This window comes from Curtobacterium sp. C1, from assembly GCF_021049325.1.
In the GTDB taxonomy this organism is placed as follows: Bacteria; Actinomycetota; Actinomycetes; order Actinomycetales; family Microbacteriaceae; genus Curtobacterium; species Curtobacterium citreum.
Map to the genome: position 1 here is coordinate 1,271,527 of NZ_CP088076.1, position 17,954 is coordinate 1,289,480.

The 17,954-nt window shown below is 73.3% G+C and carries 17 protein-coding genes; 7 read left to right on the forward strand and 10 right to left on the reverse strand.

Features of this window, described 5'->3' with window-relative positions:
• Window positions 1-26 precede the first annotated feature (26 nt).
• The 3 genes from LQK89_RS06225 to LQK89_RS06235 all read left to right on the forward strand — a co-directional run bounded on the left by LQK89_RS06225 (window position 27) and on the right by LQK89_RS06235 (window position 1,414).
• Window positions 27-416 (forward strand): DoxX family protein, encoded by a 390-nt coding sequence (locus LQK89_RS06225; protein WP_231050505.1) that lies wholly within the window; start codon window positions 27-29, stop codon window positions 414-416.
• A complete protein-coding gene (locus tag LQK89_RS06230) occupies window positions 371-877 on the forward strand; it encodes a DUF6264 family protein (RefSeq protein WP_231050506.1) in 507 nt (168 codons plus the stop codon). Before LQK89_RS06225 ends, LQK89_RS06230 begins: the two co-directional genes overlap by 46 nt.
• Window positions 878-979: 102 nt before the next feature.
• Window positions 980-1,414, forward strand: coding sequence for a hypothetical protein (locus LQK89_RS06235; protein WP_141861040.1), 435 nt, complete (start codon window positions 980-982; stop codon window positions 1,412-1,414).
• 22 nt (window positions 1,415-1,436) lie between these two features.
• Here the strand turns inward: LQK89_RS06235 and LQK89_RS06240 are convergent, their stop codons facing one another.
• On the reverse strand, window positions 1,437-2,051 hold the full coding sequence (locus tag LQK89_RS06240; RefSeq protein WP_144801611.1) for a hypothetical protein: 615 nt from the start codon (window positions 2,049-2,051) through the stop codon (window positions 1,437-1,439).
• An 87-nt stretch (window positions 2,052-2,138) separates the two neighbouring features.
• The gene (locus tag LQK89_RS06245) at window positions 2,139-3,620 is read right to left on the reverse strand and encodes an APC family permease (RefSeq protein WP_144801607.1); all 1,482 of its coding nucleotides are present in this window, start codon (window positions 3,618-3,620) and stop codon (window positions 2,139-2,141) included.
• A 147-nt stretch (window positions 3,621-3,767) separates the two neighbouring features.
• Here LQK89_RS06245 and LQK89_RS06250 point away from each other — a divergent pair, with 147 nt between their 5' ends.
• Window positions 3,768-4,196, forward strand: a complete 429-nt coding sequence (locus tag LQK89_RS06250) for a DUF6892 domain-containing protein (protein WP_058741826.1) — start codon at window positions 3,768-3,770, stop codon at window positions 4,194-4,196.
• 162 nt (window positions 4,197-4,358) lie between these two features.
• Here the strand turns inward: LQK89_RS06250 and LQK89_RS06255 are convergent, their stop codons facing one another.
• The 3 genes from LQK89_RS06255 to LQK89_RS06265 are packed head-to-tail and all read right to left on the reverse strand — an operon-like array spanning window position 4,359 to window position 7,111.
• Window positions 4,359-5,063 (reverse strand): uracil-DNA glycosylase, encoded by a 705-nt coding sequence (locus tag LQK89_RS06255; protein WP_231050507.1) that lies wholly within the window; start codon window positions 5,061-5,063, stop codon window positions 4,359-4,361.
• The gene (locus LQK89_RS06260) at window positions 5,063-6,265 is read right to left on the reverse strand and encodes a glycosyltransferase (RefSeq protein ID WP_058741828.1); all 1,203 of its coding nucleotides are present in this window, start codon (window positions 6,263-6,265) and stop codon (window positions 5,063-5,065) included. The genes LQK89_RS06255 and LQK89_RS06260 overlap by 1 nt, the downstream gene beginning before the upstream one ends.
• A 9-nt stretch (window positions 6,266-6,274) precedes the next feature.
• Window positions 6,275-7,111, reverse strand: a complete 837-nt coding sequence (locus tag LQK89_RS06265; protein WP_231050508.1) for a DUF429 domain-containing protein — start codon at window positions 7,109-7,111, stop codon at window positions 6,275-6,277.
• 32 nt (window positions 7,112-7,143) lie between these two features.
• Here LQK89_RS06265 and ligD point away from each other — a divergent pair, with 32 nt between their 5' ends.
• Complete coding sequence (gene ligD / locus LQK89_RS06270) at window positions 7,144-8,163, forward strand: non-homologous end-joining DNA ligase (protein ID WP_231050509.1); 1,020 nt, start codon at window positions 7,144-7,146, stop codon at window positions 8,161-8,163.
• Window positions 8,164-8,172: 9 nt separating this feature from the next.
• On the opposite strand, the gene LQK89_RS06275 is transcribed toward ligD, so the two are convergent.
• Both LQK89_RS06275 and LQK89_RS06280 read right to left on the reverse strand, forming a co-directional pair.
• A complete protein-coding gene (locus LQK89_RS06275) occupies window positions 8,173-8,316 on the reverse strand; it encodes a hypothetical protein (RefSeq protein WP_174778278.1) in 144 nt (47 codons plus the stop codon).
• Between the two features lie 98 nt (window positions 8,317-8,414).
• Window positions 8,415-9,458: an ATP-dependent DNA ligase gene (locus LQK89_RS06280; RefSeq protein ID WP_144801598.1), complete on the reverse strand. Its 1,044-nt coding sequence runs from the start codon at window positions 9,456-9,458 to the stop codon at window positions 8,415-8,417.
• A gap of 176 nt (window positions 9,459-9,634) precedes the next feature.
• Here LQK89_RS06280 and LQK89_RS06285 point away from each other — a divergent pair, with 176 nt between their 5' ends.
• A complete protein-coding gene (locus LQK89_RS06285; RefSeq protein WP_231050510.1) occupies window positions 9,635-10,678 on the forward strand; it encodes an MBL fold metallo-hydrolase in 1,044 nt (347 codons plus the stop codon).
• 72 nt (window positions 10,679-10,750) lie between these two features.
• Here the strand turns inward: LQK89_RS06285 and LQK89_RS06290 are convergent, their stop codons facing one another.
• From LQK89_RS06290 to LQK89_RS06300, 3 genes are all read right to left on the reverse strand, one after another.
• Entirely contained in the window at window positions 10,751-11,383 is a 633-nt protein-coding gene (locus LQK89_RS06290) for an FMN-dependent NADH-azoreductase (RefSeq protein ID WP_231050511.1), read from the reverse strand.
• Between the two features lie 131 nt (window positions 11,384-11,514).
• Window positions 11,515-13,068: a hypothetical protein gene (locus tag LQK89_RS06295; protein WP_231050512.1), complete on the reverse strand. Its 1,554-nt coding sequence runs from the start codon at window positions 13,066-13,068 to the stop codon at window positions 11,515-11,517.
• Window positions 13,069-13,302: 234 nt separating this feature from the next.
• Entirely contained in the window at window positions 13,303-14,232 is a 930-nt protein-coding gene (locus LQK89_RS06300) for a LysR substrate-binding domain-containing protein (protein WP_058741797.1), read from the reverse strand.
• An 81-nt stretch (window positions 14,233-14,313) separates the two neighbouring features.
• On the opposite strand from LQK89_RS06300, the gene LQK89_RS06305 reads away from it, so the two are divergent.
• The gene (locus LQK89_RS06305) at window positions 14,314-17,784 is read left to right on the forward strand and encodes a proline dehydrogenase family protein (RefSeq protein ID WP_231050513.1); all 3,471 of its coding nucleotides are present in this window, start codon (window positions 14,314-14,316) and stop codon (window positions 17,782-17,784) included.
• Window positions 17,785-17,954: the final 170 nt, after the last annotated feature.

The window sequence follows — 17,954 nt, forward strand, 5'->3', positions numbered from 1 at the left end:
CGCCGACTTCCGAGCACGATGGAGGCATGCGTTCCTTCTTCCGTGTCCTGCTCGGTCTGGCGCTCGTGTTCGCGGGCACGAGCCACCTCACGTTCGCCCGCCGGGACTTCCGCGCCCAGGTGCCCGACTTCGTGCCGCTCGACACGGACACGACCGTGCTGGCGTCCGGCGTCGCGGAGATCGGTCTCGGCAGCGCGATGCTGCTCGCGCCGCGAGGCCGTCGTCGGACGGTCGGGAACGTCGCGGCGCTGTTCTTCACGGCGATCTTCCCGGGGAACCTCGCGCAGTGGGTGAACCAGCGCGACGCGTTCGGGCTCGACACCGACGAGAAGCGGTTCGCGCGCCTGTTCGGGCAGCCGCTCCTCATCGCGTGGGCGCTCTGGTCGACGCGCGGCCCGGGTTCGCGGGCGCGCTGATGGTCGCGCCGGCGGGGTCCGGCGGCCCGGGTGCCGGCGTGGCTGGTCCCGGGGCTGGTTCCGGCGCGCCCGGTGCGTCTGCGGGTGGCGTCGGCCTGGAGGCACGGCGCCCGTCGTCAGGACCCCGTCGCGTCGCCGACGTGGTCGCCTCGGTCGTGCTGCTCGTCCTGCTCGCCGTCGAGGCCGTGGTCGCCGTGATGGGGATCCTGCTCCTGTCGCTCGGGTTCAGTTCGTGCGCGGCCCCCGGGAACACCTGCGACCAGGGCCTCGGCGGGGCGGTCGTGTACGTCGGGCCGGTCCTGGTCGCCCTCGTCTTCGTGGCGGCCCTCGTGGTGAGCATCGTCCGGCTCGTGAAGCGCCGGTTGACCTGGCCGGTGCCCCTGCTCGGGGCTGGGCTCGTGGTCGTGGTGTTCTTCGTGGCCCGGGCATTGGCCGACATGGCGGTCACGCGCGGGATCTGAGCGCGGAGCTTGCTCCTCCACAGGCGGGGCGTCCGGCGGTGTCGTCCACAGGACAGGTCGTCCGCCCGAGGGAGGGCCGGGGGACCCGCGACGCTGCCGTGCATGGCAGACACCGAAGCACTCGAACAGCTCTTCTCCACCCCGGCGCGGACCGATGACGACGTCGTCGCGCTCGTCACCGGCATCGTCGGTCGGCCCGTCCGACGGCAGTGCTGGGTGGTGTTCCTCGACGACCGGGCGCGGCCGGTGCCGTTCCTGCTGCCCGTGTCCGACCTGCCGTGGCAGCCGGACGAGCACGTCGAGGACTTCGCGGCGCTCGTCGCCGACGTGCGCGACGACGCCTCGGCGGCCGAGGTGGTGCTCGTGTGGGAACGGCCGGGTGACTCGCGACTGTTCCCGGTCGACTGGGAGTGGGTGGACGCGTGCGCGTGTGCGTTCCGCGAGCGTGGGATCCGGCTGCGCGGCCAGGTCGTCGTGCACACCGCGGGGGTCGCGATGATCGAGCTCGAGGAGCACGAGCTGCCGGAGCCAGCGTGAGCGTGCTGGACGCTGCTCGGGGTCAGCCCTGCGGTGCTGCGTCCGGGACGGTCTGGCCGGTCAAGCCCTCGACGACGGCCTTCGCCTCGGGCCAGAACTTGGCGTAGTGGTCCGGGTCCGAGTTGATCTGCACCGCGTGCGCCATCTGCGTCGGGGTCATCGTCTTCCACCCCGGGGTCTTCACGAGCTTCGTGTAGAACATCGTCGCCGCGGTGTACGGGTCCATCCGCTGCTCGTACGTGCCCCACGCGCCGTTGTCCCGCTGCTGGAACAGCCCGCGGCTGTCCGGGCCGGCGGCGTCGCCGTGGTCGAGGTTCACCAGGCTGGACTCGCCGATCGCCGTCATCACCCCGACGGCCTGGGTGTGCGGTCCGATGCCCAGTGCCTGGGCGGCCTCGATGACGTACGCGGCGTTCACGAGCCGGTCCTGGCAGAACCCGGCGACCGGTCCGGCGGGGACGACGATGCCGCCGATGCTCTGCGTGGCGACCTCGGGGCAGGCAGGGGCCGCGGTGACGGACTTCGCGGCGCCGGTCAGGGAGTGCACCGCGATCACGACGACGACCACGACCCCGATGACGGCCGCGACGACGCCCGCGCCGAAGATCGACGCGATCGTGATGCCGGCGCGGCGCATGGCGGGTCCTCTCGTGCGGTGGGCACGGCGAGGGTATTGGTGCTGCCTGGGAGCGCGCCAGCACCCGCGCCGGGCGCGCGCAGTCCGTCAGCTTCGCTCGCCCTCGTGGTCGTCGTCGTGGCCGCGGTGCCCCGTTCCCGGGCGGACGACCGCTGTCGGCTCGGTGACGAGTCCGGTCGGCGCCTTCTCGGGCTGCTTCCGCCCGTGCGTGAACCACGTGACGACCCAGAGCAGGATCCCGAGCCCGAGCAGGGCACCGGCGATCTGGTACTGCTGCGGGTCACGTCCGGACGAGAACGGGAGCACGAGCCACAGGCACGTGATGACGCCGATCGCCGGGACGACGACGCCGGCCCGGAAGTGCTCGTGGTCGACCCGGTCGCGGCGTAGCACGAGCACGGTGACGTTGACGACCGCGAACACCGACAGCAGCAGGAGGGACGTCGTCCCGCCGAGCACCACGACGATGGGGGAGTCCGGGTCGAGCGACACCCAGCCGATCAGCGCCAGGGAGATCAGCGTGGTGAAGACGATCGACGTGGACGGGGTGCGGCGGGCCGGCGAGACGCGCGACAGGAAGCCCGGCAGGACACCCTGCTTGCTCATGCCGTACAGCAGCCGGGACGCCATCATCATGTTGATGAGCGCGGTGTTCGCGACGGCGAACATCGAGATGAAGGGCAGCAGGTCCGCGATCGGGAAGTCCGGCGCGGCGGTCTGCACCACGGTGACGAGCGGGGTCTCGTTGCCGGCGAGCTCGCCGATCGGGACGACCGCGACGGCGCAGATGGACACGAGCACGTAGATGACGGCCGTGATGCCGAGGCCCGTGAGCATCACCTTCGGGAAGATCCGCGAGGGGTCCTTGGTCTCCTCGGCCATGTTCACCGAGTCCTCGAACCCGACCATCGCGAAGAACGCCAGCGACGTCGCGGTCGACACCGACAGCAGCAGCGTCTTGTCCTCCGGGGTCTCGAACATCACGACGCGGGAGAAGTCGGCGTTGCCCCCGGCGATCGCCCAGAACCCGATGAGGATGACCATCACCAGGCCGGACAGCTCGACGAGCGTCAGGACGACGTTCGTCTTGACGCTCTCGCTGACGCCGCGGAAGTTGATCGCCATCACGGCGAGCATGAAGCCCATCGCGATGAGCATCACGGCCGCGTTGGGCAGCTCCAGCCCGAAGCCTGCGCCGAGGTTCGCGGCGAACGCCCGGGAGGCGGTGGACGCCGAGGTGATGCCGGAGCACATCACGATGAACGTCACGATGAAGGTGACGAAGTGGATGCCGAACGCCTTGTGCACGTACAGTGCGGCGCCGGCCGTCTGGGGGTACTTCGTGACGAGCTCGAGGTACGAGAACGCGGTCAGCAGGGCGACGGCGAAGGCGATGAGGAAGGGGAGCCACGCTGCTCCTCCGACCTCGGCCGCGACCTGACCCGTGAGTGCGTAGACACCCGTCCCCAGGATGTCGCCGACGATGAAGAGCAGCAGCAGCTTGGGACCGATCACTCGGCGGAGCTCGGTCTGCTCCTGCGCTGGGCGGTCCGTGTTCGTGGTGGCCATGCGTCAGCCTCTTCCGGGGGACACGATGCTGTCCGCTTTCACAGCAAGCTCCCCGGTGATCGCAACACGCCCGTGTCCTGCCCGTCTCGACCCCGGCGGCTGCGGTCTGCGGGCACTCTCCGAGGTCCGTCGCTACGCTGCGGAGCCATGGACGACGAGTCGAACACCACCGAAGAACCCGTCGAGTTCGCCGACTTCAACGCGAAGCTGCTCGTGCTCGACGTCCTCTGCTACGACCTCGACGTGCTCGAGCCCTACGACGGGGACGCGGACGACGAGAGCGAGGAGGACCTCGACGTGGAGGGGCAGGACGACCGCGCCCGCGAGTACTACGACGATCTCGACCTGCTGCCGTCGCACCTCGACCTCGTGACCGAGCTGACCGTCGACGCCGACCTCGAGGTCCTGCAGGACGTGCACCCCGGCTGGGACGGCTCGGACGACCGCTACGACCCGCAGAACTGGGACGACGTGCTCGACCTGCCGTCGCTGTCCGTCGTCTACGCGGCCGCACCGCTGCCCGCCCACGTCTCCGAGCGCCTGGCCGCCAAGGGCGTCGAGGTCCGCTCCGCCTGACCCGGTCGGCGTCGGCGGCGCGCCAGTGGGCGCGTGTCGACCTCACGCGCTCAGCGACACCTCACGGGCTCGCGCGGCCGTGAAGTGTCGCTGAGCGCGTGAACTCGCGGCAGGCAGGCAGGCAGGCAGGCAGGCGGCCGGGCGAGCGGGCGGCGTCGCGCCCTACCCGCGCTGCAGCGCCCGGACCTGCTCCGTGAACTGTGCCGCGCCGCCCTGCGCCGGGTGGCGCACCGCGACGGCGTCGATGCCCGCGAGCGCGAGCGCCCCCTGCGCCTTCCGCCCGACGGCCACGACCCGCACCGGCCGCCCGGCGGCGCCGTCCCGTCCGCCCGAGCCGCCACCCGCGGACCCGGACCGCCGCAACGCGTCGAGCAGCGCGAGCGCGACGGGCGCCCCCGCGCGGACCTCCGCCGGCCGCGGGGTCCGGTTCGTCAGCCGGTCCGACGCCACGAACGGGTGGTGCGGGAAGATCGCCCACGCCACCGGCAGCGGCCCCGACCAGTCCTGCAGCGCTGCCTGCACCACACGGGACGACGCCTCCCACGGTGCCGTCGGCTCCGGCGGCTCCAGGGTGTCGAAGCCGAGCGACCCGAGCTCCCGCATGCTCGTGAACGGGATGCCCGTGTTCGTCATCCCGCGCCAGCCCGGGGCCTCGGCGACGAGCAGGGTGTCCGCGTCGGTGCCCACGTGGTCCAGGTACCGGGACAGGTTCTCGCGGCGGAGCCGGCCCGCCGGGGTCGACGGGTCGTACAGCGCCTCGGCGTCGTCGGCCACGGGCACCGCGTCGAGCGCCGCCCAGAACCGGGCGAACGACGGCTGCCCCTGGTCCAGACCGAGCCCCTGGCCCGAACCCGCGCCCGGCTCCATCAGTCGCGCCCGAGCACCCGGCGGTACACGTCCTCGAGCCCGCCGGCCGACCGCTCCCAGCTCAGCCGCTCAGCGTGCTCCCGCCCGGCCGCCGCGAGCGATGCCGCGTACACCGGGTCGGTCAGGATGTGCTCGATCTCGGCGGCCCAGACGGCCGGGTCGCGGGACTCGAGCAGGATCCCGGTCTCGCCGTCGACCACCGCCTCGCGCAGCCCTCCGGCAGCGGCGGCCACGACGGGCACCCCGGACGCCGAGCCCTCGAGCGCGACCAGGCCGTACGTCTCGGAGTGCGACGGCACGAGCACGGCTGCCGCGCCGCGGAACAGGAACGCCAGGTCGGCCCGCGACTGCGGCCCGATGAAGGTGACCCGGTCGGCCACGCCGAGCGCGGCGGCGAGCCGACGCAGTTCGGACACGTGGTCGCCCGCCTCGCTCGAGGCGTCCCCCGCGATGACGAGGGTGGGGCGTGCCTCCTGGCCGATGCCCGCGATCGCCTCGATCGCCAGGTCCAGTCCCTTCAACGGCTGGACGCGCGCGGCGGCGACCACGTACGGGACGTCCGCGCGGCGCGCAGCCGCGCCCGCGGGACGGAAGACGGAGCCGTCGACGCCCGGCGGCACGATCCACACGCGCGTCGGGTCGCCGCCCAGGCGCGTCCGGACCGTGTCGGCCTCGGCCCCGGAGACGACGACGACCGCGTCCGACTCGCGGGCAAGCAGACGTTCCCCGGCCTCGCGACCGGCCGACTCGGGGCGCTCACCCTCGGACAGCGGGGTGTCCGAGGCGGCGGCGATGGAGTGGAAGGACTGCACGTGCGGGATGCCCCGCTCGCGCGCGACCGGCAGCGCGGCCGCGCCGGAGAACCAGTGGTGCGAGTGCAGCACGTCGTACGGGCCGAGGTGCTCGAGCTCCGCCCGGAACGGCGCGATGAACGCGTCGTGCTCACCCTTCGGCACGGGCTCGGCGGGCCCGGCGGACAGGAAGCGCAGGCAGACGCCCGGCAGCAGCGACACGGAGTCCGGCTGGGTCGGCGACGACCGCCGCGTGATCACGTCCACCTGGTGGCCGCGGTCCGCCAGGGCCTCGGCCTGGTGCCGGACGACGACGTTCATGCCGCCGACCTCGCCGGAGCCGGGCTCGTCGCCGGGGGAGGTGTGCAGCGACACCAGCCCGATGCGCAGGGGTTCGGTGGTGGTGCTCACGTCGTCAGCCTACCCAGCGGGTCGCCGCTGGGACGGGCGCGCGGGAGCGATGATCGCCGGGCTGCGGCCCGCCTCGTCCAGCGGGTCGGACGGGAGGCCCGGATCACCTCCCAGCACCTGCACCCGTCCGTCGCCGTGCCGGTCCCAGAACGCGGCCGTCCAGGCGCACAGGGCACCGTCGAGCAGGTCCTCCCGGTGCTTGTGCGTCGGGCCGTGCGGCACCGAGGGCTCGGCGAGCCCGGCCGTCAGCGGGTGCGAGTCGAGGTGCAGCGGCGGGTCGAGCGGTGTCGTCCGGAGCCGGTGCACCAGGTCGTCGAAGGCCACTGCGCGGCGCTGTCGGGCGACGGGCGCCGGCAGTGCGAGGTCGAGGCGCTTGTACCGGGGCCGTTCGACGTCGTAGCCGAGTTCCTCCACCCCGACCAGGGTCGTGTACGGGTAGCACTCGAAGGCCACCGGCCCGGTCCGATCCCGCATCGACGCGGTGTCCGACACGTACCCGACCCCCAGGGCGGTGAGCCGCTCGAGGAGCGCGGTGCCGGCGCTCGCCGCCGAGGCCTGGTTCGTCGGGTTCGCCGCGACCTTCCACCGGCCGTAGCGCTGCCCGACCTGCCGTTCGGCCTCGCGGATGCCGGTCGGGTTCGTCACGACGAGCGAGGCGTCCACGGCGATCAGGGTTCGCGGCCCGAGGTGCTGCGCGATCCAGTCGGTCACGGCGTCGACGCCGCGGGCCCATCCGGCGTCGGTGATCGTCCCGTCCGCCGCGGTCGCCACGAGCCCGGTCTCGTTCGCGGGCTTCCGCGCCGAGCCGAGCCCCCACGCCAGGTCCACCCCGAGGTACGCCGTCACCCACCCATCGTGCACCGTGTACCTTCCGCTGCATGGCGAGCGAGGCGACGACGCTGACGGTCCCCGGGCCGCACGGCGACCGCGAGGTCCGGATCAGCAGCCCCTCGCGCGTGCTCTTCCCGGAGCCCGGGATCACGAAGCTCGAACTGGCGGAGTACCTGGTCGCCGTCGGGGACGCCTTCGTCCGGACGAACGGCGACCGCCCGATCTCCCTGCAGCGGTACGGCGCGGGCATCGACGGCGACTCGTTCTTCTCGAAGAACCCGCCGAAGGGTGCGCCCGAGTACGTCCGGGACGTGACGGTGACCTACCCGAGCGGCCGGTCGCACCCGCAGCTCGTGGTGGACGAGCCGGCCGTGGCGGTGTGGGCGGCGCAGATGAACACCGTCGTGTTCCACCCGTGGGCGTCCCGCGCCGAGGACAGCGACCACCCGGACGAGCTCCGCATCGACCTGGACCCGCAGCCCGGCACCGACTTCCGGGACACCGTCCCGGTCGCCCACGAGCTGCGCCGGGTCCTCGACGAGGTCGGACTGACGGCGTGGATCAAGACGAGCGGCAACCGCGGGCTGCACGTGTTCGCCCCGATCCGTCCCGAGCACGAGTTCCTCGACGTGCGGCACGCGGTGATCGCCGCCGCGCGGGAGCTCGAACGGCGGATGCCCGACCGGGTGACGACGGCGTGGTGGAAGGAGGAGCGGGGACGGCGGGTCTTCGTGGACTTCAACCAGGCGAACCGCGACCGGACGATGGCCGGGGCGTACAGCCCGCGGGCGCTCCCGCACGCGAGCGTCTCGACCCCGATCACGTGGGACGAGCTCGACGGCGCTGACCCGACGACCTTCACGGTCCGGTCGGTCCCCGAGCGGCTCCGGTCGACCGGGGATCCGTGGGCGGAGCTGCACGCGGAGCCGGGCGACCTCGCGCCGCTCCTGGCGTGGTGGGACCGCGACGTGGCGGAGGGCCTCGGCGAACTGCCGTTCCCGCCGGACTTCCCGAAGATGCCGGGGGAGCCCCCACGCGTGCAGCCCTCCCGCGCGAAGAAGGGCTGAGCCGGGCGGCTAGGCGGCGGCGACGTCCTCGGCGCGGTGCTCCGGCTCGGCCACGCGCGTGGTCTGCATCGGGAGCGTGACGCTGGCGGTGTGCAGCCTGGTCAGGCGGGACCAGGTGCCACGGTGGGCGTCGCTGATGCCGTCGATGATCATGTCCCGCTCCCGTCTGCCGTGGGCGTCCCTGCCGCACCCAAGTTACTAGTTAGGCTAACTACTGCGAGCATAGGAGCGCGGACCGGACAGCGCAAGCCTCAGGTGAGGACGTCTCGCAGGTCGTACGCCGAGGGGACCTCGAGCTGGTCGAACCGGCACGATCCGGCCTCGCGATCGGGACGCCAGCGTGCGAACTGCACCGTGTGCCGGAACCGGTCGCCCTCCATCTGGTCGTACCGGACCTCGAGCACCCGCTCCGGCGCCAGCCGGACGAACGACGTGTCGCGACCCGACGAGAACCGCGACCGTTCCCCGTCACCGGTGACGGGCCTCCCGTCCGTGTCCCGGACGACGACGGGCGCGAGCTCCTCGACCAACTCCTGGCGACGGCGGTCGGTGAAGGCGGACACGCCGCCGACCTGCCGGAGCTCCCCGTCGTCGTCGTACAGCCCGACGAGCAGCGAGCCGACGCCGGAGCCGCTCTTGTGCACGCGGTAGCCGATCGCGACGACGTCGGCGGTTCGGTGGTGCTTCACCTTGAGCATGGTGCGCTTGTTCGGCTCGTACGGTTTCGCTCGGGGCTTCGCGACGACACCGTCGAGGCCTGCTCCCTCGAACGTCGTGAGCCACTCGCGGGCGAGGTCGACGTCGAGCGTCGTGCGGGTCACGAACAGCGGGTCGGTGAGGTCCGCGGCCAGGGTCTCGAGCCGCTCACGGCGCTCGTCGAACGGCCGGTCGAGCAGCTCCTCGCCGTCGCAGGCGAGCAGGTCGAAGGCGACGAACTGCGCGGGCGTCAGGGCGCTGAGCTTCCGGATCCGCGACTCGGCGGGGTGGATGCGCTGCGAGAGCGCCTCCCAGTCGAGGTGCTCGGCGCCGGGTTGCCCGCTGCGCAGGACGACCTCGCCGTCCAGGACCACCGGGTGGTCCCGCCCGCCGAGCTGCGCCCGGAACGCCTCGACGAGCTCGGGGAAGTAGCGGGTGAGCGGCTTCGCCCCGCGGCTGCCGATCGTCACGTCGTCGCCGTCGACCGTCACGATCCCGCGGAAGCCGTCCCACTTCGGTTCGTACCGCAGTCCGCCCCGCACGCTGTCCGGGTCGGGCACGGCGGCGACCGCCTTGGCGAGCATCGGTGCGGTGTCCATGCGGCCTGTCTACTCGGCGGGCGCTGGCGGGTGCGCGGGCCGGCGGATGCGGGTGGGGACGCGGACGCGCGGGCGGGTGGCCGGATCGGGTGGCCGGGTCGCGGTGGGCGGTCGCGACGGTCGGCCTGGAGGCGCGGCTCGCCAGGGCGCGTCCGTCCCCTCACTAGGGTGGTCGCGTGACGACCGAGGCCCCGTCGGCAGCGCCGGCACCGGAACCGACCAGTCCCGTCCAGGCCGCCGCGCTCCGCGCCGGTGCGCTCCCGCCCGTCGAGGAGGTCCGGCCGGGGGTGTGGACGCTCGCGGTCCCGTTCCACGGCGGGGTCCCGGCGGCGACGCTCGCGTACGTGATCGAGGACACGGCCGGCGACCTCACCGTGATCGACCCGGGGTGGAGCGGCGACGGTTCGCTGACGGAGCTCCGGGCCGGTCTCCGGACGATCGGCCGGTCGCTCGAGGACGTGGCGCTCGTCGCGGTCACGCACCTGCACGCCGACCACCTCGGCGCCGCCGCGGCGGTCCGCGCGGTGTCCGGCGCTCCGATCGCGATGCACGGCGCCGAGGTGCGCGCCCTGCAGGACGAGCGGGCGGACGCGGCGGCGAACGACGCGGACATCGCGACGTGGGGCCTGCCCGAGGAGCTCCGCGCCGGGGTCGTCGCGGCGTGGGGGACCGGCCGTCGGATCGGCCGCGGAGCCGGGGAACCGCCGTACGCCGACCTGCTGCTCGAGGACGGGGACGTGCTGCCCGTGCCCGGTCGGACGCTCACCGCGCTGGGGACGCCCGGGCACACCGCCGGGCACCTGTGCTTCGTGGACGGGCCGGACGGGCTGCTGTTCACCGGCGACCACGTGCTGCCGCGGATCAACCCGGGCATCGGACTCGGCGGCCGTACCGCGACGAACCCGCTCGCCGACTACCTGCGGTCCCTCGCGCGGCTCGAGCCGTACGCGCACCTCGAGGTCTGCCCCGGGCACGAGTACCGCTTCGCCGACGTCGTGCGGCGGGCCCGCACGCTCGCGCTGCACCGGGAGGAGCGGAGCCGACACGTCGCCGGGGCCCTCGACGCGCTCGACCGCCCGACGCTGTTCGAGGTGGCCGCCCGCGTGCCGTTCTCCGGCGGCATCGAGTCGATGACGGGCTTCCTGCTCGCGAGCGCGCTGACGCAGACGGCGTTCCACGCGGACCTGCTCGGCCGCGCCGACGAGGTCCGCCCCGCCTGACGGGCGACCGCCGGCCGTCGGGCGGGCCGGCCAGCCGGTCGTGCCGCCGTCCGGCCCTCCCGCCGTGCGGCGTCAGGCGAGGGTGGCGGCGAGGCGCTCCAGGGTCGTGCGGGCGTCGGCGACCTCGGCAGCGGCGTGCTCCGCGAGCGGTGCGAGGTCCGGGATGCGGTCGGCCAGGGTCGCGCTGACCGTGACCGGGTAGAGCTTCATGCCGAGCGCCGCGCCGAGGATCAGGTGGAGCACGGGGGAGCCGTGGTCCCAGGTCTCCGTCGGGGTCCCGGCGTCGTAGGTCGCGCCGCGGCTCACCACCGTGACGACCGGACGTCCCGCCAGGGGCTGCACGTCACCGGCGAGGACCCCGGGCACGTGCACGCGGTCGATCCAGGCCTTCAGGGTGGAGGGCACCGTGTAGTTGTACAGCGGCGCCCCGACCACGACGACGTCCGCGGCGAGGAGCTCGTCGATGACGTCCTGGCGGAGCTGCTCGGCCTCGGGCGCGACGACCTCGTCCGGTCGACGGTCCGCGGCGGCCCAGTGCAGCGCCGACGTCTCGAGGTGCGGGAGCGGGTCGGTGTGCAGGTCCCGGCGGACGACCGTGTACTCCGGGCCCCGCGCGCGCCAGGCGTCGGCGAAGGCCGCGGTGAGGTCGCGGGAGCGGGAGTGCGCGAGGTCGGCCGACGAGTCGATGTGCAGCAGGGAGGGCATGGGCCCACGCTACCCACGCCGGGCCGCACCGGCGGGGAACGCGGACGGCCCCGTCACACCGTGTGGGGTGTGACGGGGCCGTGGTGGGCCTGCGGTCCGTCACGCCGGGGCGCGACGGACCGCGGGCGGGGTCAGCGCTGGGCGCGACGGCGGCGCAGGACGCCGGCGCCGAGGAGCCCGGCACCCGCGGCGACGAAGCCGAGGGCCCAGGGGAGGGCGCTCGTGGCGTCGGTGCCGGTGAAGGCGAGCTGGCCCTTCGGGGCGGTGGCGACGGCGGGCGTGACCGAGCTGACGGTGCCGGCGGGCGCCGCGGTCGGGACGACCGTCACGGGGAAGGACACCGACACGGACTGCGCGGCGACCGTGAGCACGTGGGTCGACGCGTGCGGGAAGGTGACCTTCGTCGAGAACGAGTCCTCGTCGAACGCGATCTGGTCGGTCGCGTGGTCGCTCGTCACCGTGACCTGGTCCGCGTTGCCCTCGTCGTCGTACTGGGTCGTGTCGTTGCCGAACTCGTCGACCGCGTAGCCGGACACCCAGAGCGAACCGCCCTGCTGGACTGTCGGGCGACCGCCGTCGATGACCGCCGGGTCCATGTCCGGGTCCGCTGAGAACGCCAGCGTGGTCACGGAGCCGTCCGGCTGGATGATCCATGCGTTGAAGGGGTGTCCGTCGAACTGCTCGTCGTAGGAACGGTCGACCGTGCTCGCGAGGACCCCGACTGCCTTCGCCGGGTCGACGACGACCTCGACGTACTCGGTCGCGGTCGACGTGCCGTTCGTCGCGACGATCGTGAAGTCGAAGACCGACGCACTGGTGACGCGGCCGCTCAGCGTCGCGGTCGCGGCGTCGAACGTCGTGTCGTACGGCAGGAACGACTCGGGGGAGTCGATCGTCGGGTCGACGCTGTCGGGGTCGGCGTAACCGATCGAGTACTCGACCGTGCCGCTGCCCTTGCTCACGCCGAAGACCTCGTCGAGGGTGTCACCGGCGGTGATCTCGATCGTGCGCGGGGACTCGTACGAGGTCTCGGTCGCGAACGCGACGTCCTCGCTGACGGCCGCGGTGGTCTCCGTCGCGGTCTGACCCGGCGCCGAGCCCGTGACGGTCAGCGTGATCGTCTTGCCGATCATGTCGGCGGTGATCGCGAACGAGGACGCGACGACGGGCGTGCCGCCCTCGACGGTCCACGTGGCACGCGGGTCGTCGATGCCGGAGGTCGTGTAGAACAGCGTCTTGCCGACCTTCGGCTCGCCCACGATCGTGACCGAGGAGGTCGCGGTCGGGGCCGCGGCGGACGGCGCGGCCTTCGTCGTCGCGCTCGGCGCGGGGGAGGTGCTCGTCGGGGCGGGCGCGGTGGTGTCGCCCGAGGTCGGCGCCGGGGCGGCGTCCGTCGACGTGCCGGTACTGGACGGCGCGGTCGCGGCGTCCGTCGGCGTCGTCGAGCCGGTGGTGTCCGTCGCGGTCGTGTCGGCGCCGGTCGAGTCGGTGCCCGTCGTGGCGGTGGTGGCGCTTCCGGTCGTGCCGGTCGAGGACGGGTCGGCCGGTGCGACGGCCGAGGTCGGCTCGTCGACCGCGAAGGCCGCGGTCGAGGTGAAGACGCCGAGTCCGGTCGTCAGGCCGATGAGTGCGACGGTCGTCCCGAGCGCGCAGGCGCGCCGGGTCGAGGAGGTGCTGCGGTGCACGGGTCCCCCCAGGGGTCAGGTCCGGTCGGGTACCGGATCGTAAGAATCCGCCGAGAATCTCGGCGTGATCGGATCGTATCGGCACAGGAACGCGGATCGGGGCGCGGAGTCCGAAATGTGACCTTGGTTGGGGGTCGAGGTGCCGGGATCACCCGACGGGTTGCGTGCCCACGCAACCGACACGGCGGACGGGAGGCGCGGGGCGGGCCGGCACCGTGCCTCCCGTCCGCCGCGTCACGGCGTGGTCGTCGCCGACTCGCGATCACCGTGGACGGTCGCCGCCGCGCGCTCCAGCGCATCGCGGAGTGCCCGCACGGCGGGCGCCGAGGCGCCTGCCGACCGCACCGTCGTGAAGATCGTGCGCCGTGGCCGCTCCGGCAGGTCCACGAGCCGGCAGGTCGTGGTCCGGCCCGTCCACATCAGGTCCGGCATCAGGCTGACGGCGTTGCCCGACTCGACGAGCCGGATCTGGGTCTGCAGGTCGGCGGTCTCGTACCGGACGTCCGGCTCGAAGCCGAAGCGCCGGCACACCTGCTCGGCGAAGTGCCGCGACGCCGTGCCCCGGGGTTCCATCACCCACGGCAGGGCCTCGGCGTCCTCGATGCTCGACACCGGGGCGAGGGCGGTCCCGACCGGGGGGAGCGCCAGCCGGACCTCATCGGTCGTCAGGTCCGCGCGGACGAGTCCGGACAGGTGCGGTGCCGCGTGTGCGGGGTACTGCTCGGCGATGACCATGTCGAACTCGCGTGCCCACGTCTCGTGCAGCGCCGACTCCGGTTCGTGCTGGACCATCTCGACCCGGACGTCGGGGTGCTCCGTCGCCATCTCCCGGAGCGCGTTCGGCATCAGCGCGAGCGCCGCGGACTGGAACACCGCGACCTTGACCCGACCCTGCACGGTGGGCAGCGAGGACTCCACCTGCGCCTGGGCGGCATCGAGGACGTCGAGGACGTGTCCGGCCGCCTGGACCAGCACGTCGGCCTGCGGGGTGAGCTGCAGCCGACGTCCGGCCTTGCGGAGGAGCTGCACGCCGGCCTCCCGCTCGAGCACCCCGAGCTGCTGGGAGACCGCCGACGGGGTGAGGTTCATGGCTTCCGCCACGGCCGCGACGGTGCCGCGGATCGAGAGTTCGCGGAGCAGGACCAGGCGCCGGACGTCGAGCATGACCGAACAGTAGTTCTTCTTCACGGTACGCGTCAGAACTATTTGCTTCCGCTACCGGTTGACCGGCACCACACTGAGGCCATGACCGACGTCCAGCCGCGCACCGACGCGCACGCCACGCCTGCTCCCGATGCCCTCGCCGACGCCTCCGTCGCGCTCGTCCGGCAGTGGCTGGCCGAGGCCGAGTCCTACCCGGTGGACGGCTCGGCCAAGCAGCTCGCGGGTGTGCTCGCGGACCCGAAGGGCCTGGCGTTCGCCGTCGGGTTCGTCGACGGCGTCGTGCGCCCGGAGGACCTCGGTGTCGCGGCGCGCAAGCTCCGGGCGATCGCGCCGGACGCGCCCGGGTTCCTGCCGGCCGCGCTCCGCGGACTCGTCCGGCTCGGCGGCGGGATGGCGCCGGTCCTGCCGAACGTCGTCGTCCCGATCGCCCGACGGGTGCTGCGCGACATGGTCGGCCACCTGATCGTCGACGCGACCGACGCCAAGCTCGGACCGGCGATCGCGAAGATCAAGCGCGACGGCGTCCGGCTCAACGTGAACCTGCTCGGCGAAGCGGTGCTCGGCGAGAAGGAGGCGTCCCGACGGCTCGAGGGCACCGAGCGGCTGCTCGCCCGGGACGACGTCGACTACGTCTCGATCAAGGTCTCGTCGACCGTGCACCCACACTCGCCGTGGGCGTTCGACCACGCGGTCGACGACATCGTCGAGAAGCTCCGGCCGCTGTTCCGCCGTGCGGCCGCGGCGAGCCCGGCGAAGTTCATCAACCTCGACATGGAGGAGTACAAGGACCTCGACCTGACGATCGCGGTCTTCACGAAGCTCCTCGACGAGCCGGAGTTCACCGCGCTCGAAGCGGGCATCGTGCTGCAGGCGTACCTGCCCGACGCGCTCGCCGCGATGCAGCAGCTGCAGGAGTGGTCCGCCGCCCGCCGGGCCCGTGGCGGCGCGGACATCAAGGTCCGGCTCGTCAAGGGTGCGAACCTGCCCATGGAGCAGGTCGAGGCATCGGTGCACGGGTGGCCCCTCGCGACGTGGCACACCAAGCAGGACTCCGACACGAACTACAAGCGCGTCCTCGACTGGGCGCTCACCCCGTCACGCATCGAGAACGTGCGCGTCGGGGTCGCCGGGCACAACCTGTTCGACGTCGCGCACGCGTGGCTGCTCGCGGGGGAGCGCGGGGTCCGTGACGGCATCGAGTTCGAGATGCTCCTCGGCATGGCGCAGGGGCAGGCCGAGGCCGTCCGGCGCACCGTCGGGTCGCTGCTGCTCTACACGCCGGTCGTCCACCCGGGCGAGTTCGACGTCGCGATCGCGTACCTGATCCGTCGACTCGAAGAAGGCGCGTCGCAGGACAACTTCATGTCGGCGGTGTTCTCGCTCGCGTCCTCGCCGGCACTGTTCGCCCGCGAGGAGACGCGGTTCCGCGACTCGCTCGCGCCGCTGTCGCTCCCCGGTGGGCTCGACGCGCCCGCACCGCACCGCGTGGCCGACCGCTACGCCGCGATCGAGCGGCCCCGCCCGGGGCACTTCGAGAACACGCCCGACAGCGACCCGTCGGTGGCCGCCGTCCGGGAGTGGGGCGCCGGCATCCACGCCCGGGTCGCATCGTCCACGCTCGGCGAGCGCGGCGTGCAGCAGGCGCGGCTCAGTTCGCCGGACCAGCTGTCGACCGTGCTCGACCGCGTGCGCACCGCCGGCGAGACCTGGGCAGGCTGGTCCGGCGCGGCGCGCGGTGCCGTGCTGCACGCGGTCGGCGACGCGCTCGAGGCCAACCGCGCAGCCCTCGTCGAGGTCATGGCGGCCGAGGCCGGCAAGACCATCGACCAGGCCGACCCCGAGGTGTCCGAGGCGATCGACTTCGCGCACTTCTACGGCGAACTCGCCGCGCAGCTCGACGAGGTCGACGGTGCGACCTTCACGCCGGCGGCCCTGACGCTCGTCACGCCGCCGTGGAACTTCCCGGTCGCGATCCCCGCCGGTTCGACGCTCGCCGCCCTGGCCGCCGGGTCCGCGGTCGTGCTCAAGCCCGCGCCGCCGGCCGAACGCTGCGGCGCGGTCCTCGCGTCCGTGATCGAGACCGCTCTCGACGCGCACGGCGCGCCCGCCGACCTGCTCGCGTTCGTGCAGGTCGCCGAGGACGAGCTCGGCAAGGAGCTCATCACGGCGCCGCAGGTCGACCGCGTCATCCTGACCGGTGCGTACGAGACAGCCGAGCTCTTCCGGTCGTTCCGGCCGGACCTGCCGCTGCTGGCCGAGACCTCGGGCAAGAACGCGATCATCGTCACGCCGTCCGCGGACCTCGACCTCGCCGTCAAGGACGTCGTCGCGTCGGCGTTCGGGCACGCCGGGCAGAAGTGCTCCGCGGCGTCGCTCGTCGTCCTCGTCGGGTCGGTCGCCCGCTCGCGCCGGTTCCGCTCGCAGCTGCTCGACGCCGTGTCGTCCCTGACGGTCGGGTACCCGTCCGACCCCACCACGCAGATGGGCCCGGTCATCGAGCCCGCCGCGGGCAAGCTCCTCGAGGGCCTCACCGCCCTCGGCGCCGGCGAGCACTGGGCCGTCGCGCCGAAGCGCCTCGACGACACCGGTCGACTCTGGAGCCCTGGCGTCCGCGGGGGTGTCCGCCGTGGCTCGGCCTTCCACCGCACGGAGTACTTCGGCCCGATCCTCGGCATCATGACGGCGTCGACCCTGGACGAGGCGATCGACATCGTCAACGACGTCGACTACGGCCTGACCTCCGGGCTCCACTCGCTCGACCCGGCCGAGATCGGCACGTGGCTCGAGCGGATCCAGGCGGGCAACCTCTACGTCAACCGCGGCATCACCGGAGCGATCGTGCGCCGGCAGCCGTTCGGCGGGTGGAAGAAGTCGGCCGTCGGTGCGGGGACGAAGGCCGGCGGCCTGAACTACCTGCTCGGCCTGGGCTCCTGGAGCACGGCACCGGCACAGACCGGCGTGCCGGCCTCGCGCCCGGTGCAGGAGTTCGTCCGAGCAGCCGGGGTAGCATCCCCGTCGCTCGACCGGTCCGTGGCGTCGGACGAGCAGGTCTGGTCGACGCTGTTCGGTGCCGCGGTGGACGTGTCGGCGCTCTCGGCCGAGCGGAACGTCGCCCGGTACCTGCCGTACCCGGGCGTCCACGTCCGACTCGCGACCTCGGGCGACGACGCGGTGGTCGACCTGGTGCGGGTCGTCGCCGCAGCCCTCCGCGCCGGGACGACCGTGGACGTCTCGACCGCCGAGCCGCTGCCGTCGAACGTCGCGACCGCGGTCCGCGCGCTGCCGGTCGTGCGTTCGGTCGCCGAGGGCCAGTCGGACCAGGCGTTCGCGCGACGCATCGCCGCCGGACCCTCGACCCGCGTGCGGCTGATCGGCGGTGACGTCGCGGCGCTGTACGCGGCGGTCGACGGCCGTCCGGACGTCGCGGTGTACGGCGAGCCCGTCACCGAGGCCGGTCGCGTCGAGCTGCTGCCGTTCCTCCGCGAGCAGGCGGTGTCGATCACGGCGCACCGCTTCGGCACGCCGAACCACCTGACGGACGCGCTCATCTAGCGGCGACGGGCGGCGCCCCGTGCGCCGTCGGACCGACGCGTCGTCGGGCCGGCGAGGCGTCGAAGCGACGCGCCGGCGGGTCGGCGCGGCATCGAACCACGGAAACGACGTCGAACCACCCCGGCAGGGGTGTTCGACGTCGCATTCCTGGTTCGGAACGGGCCGAGGTC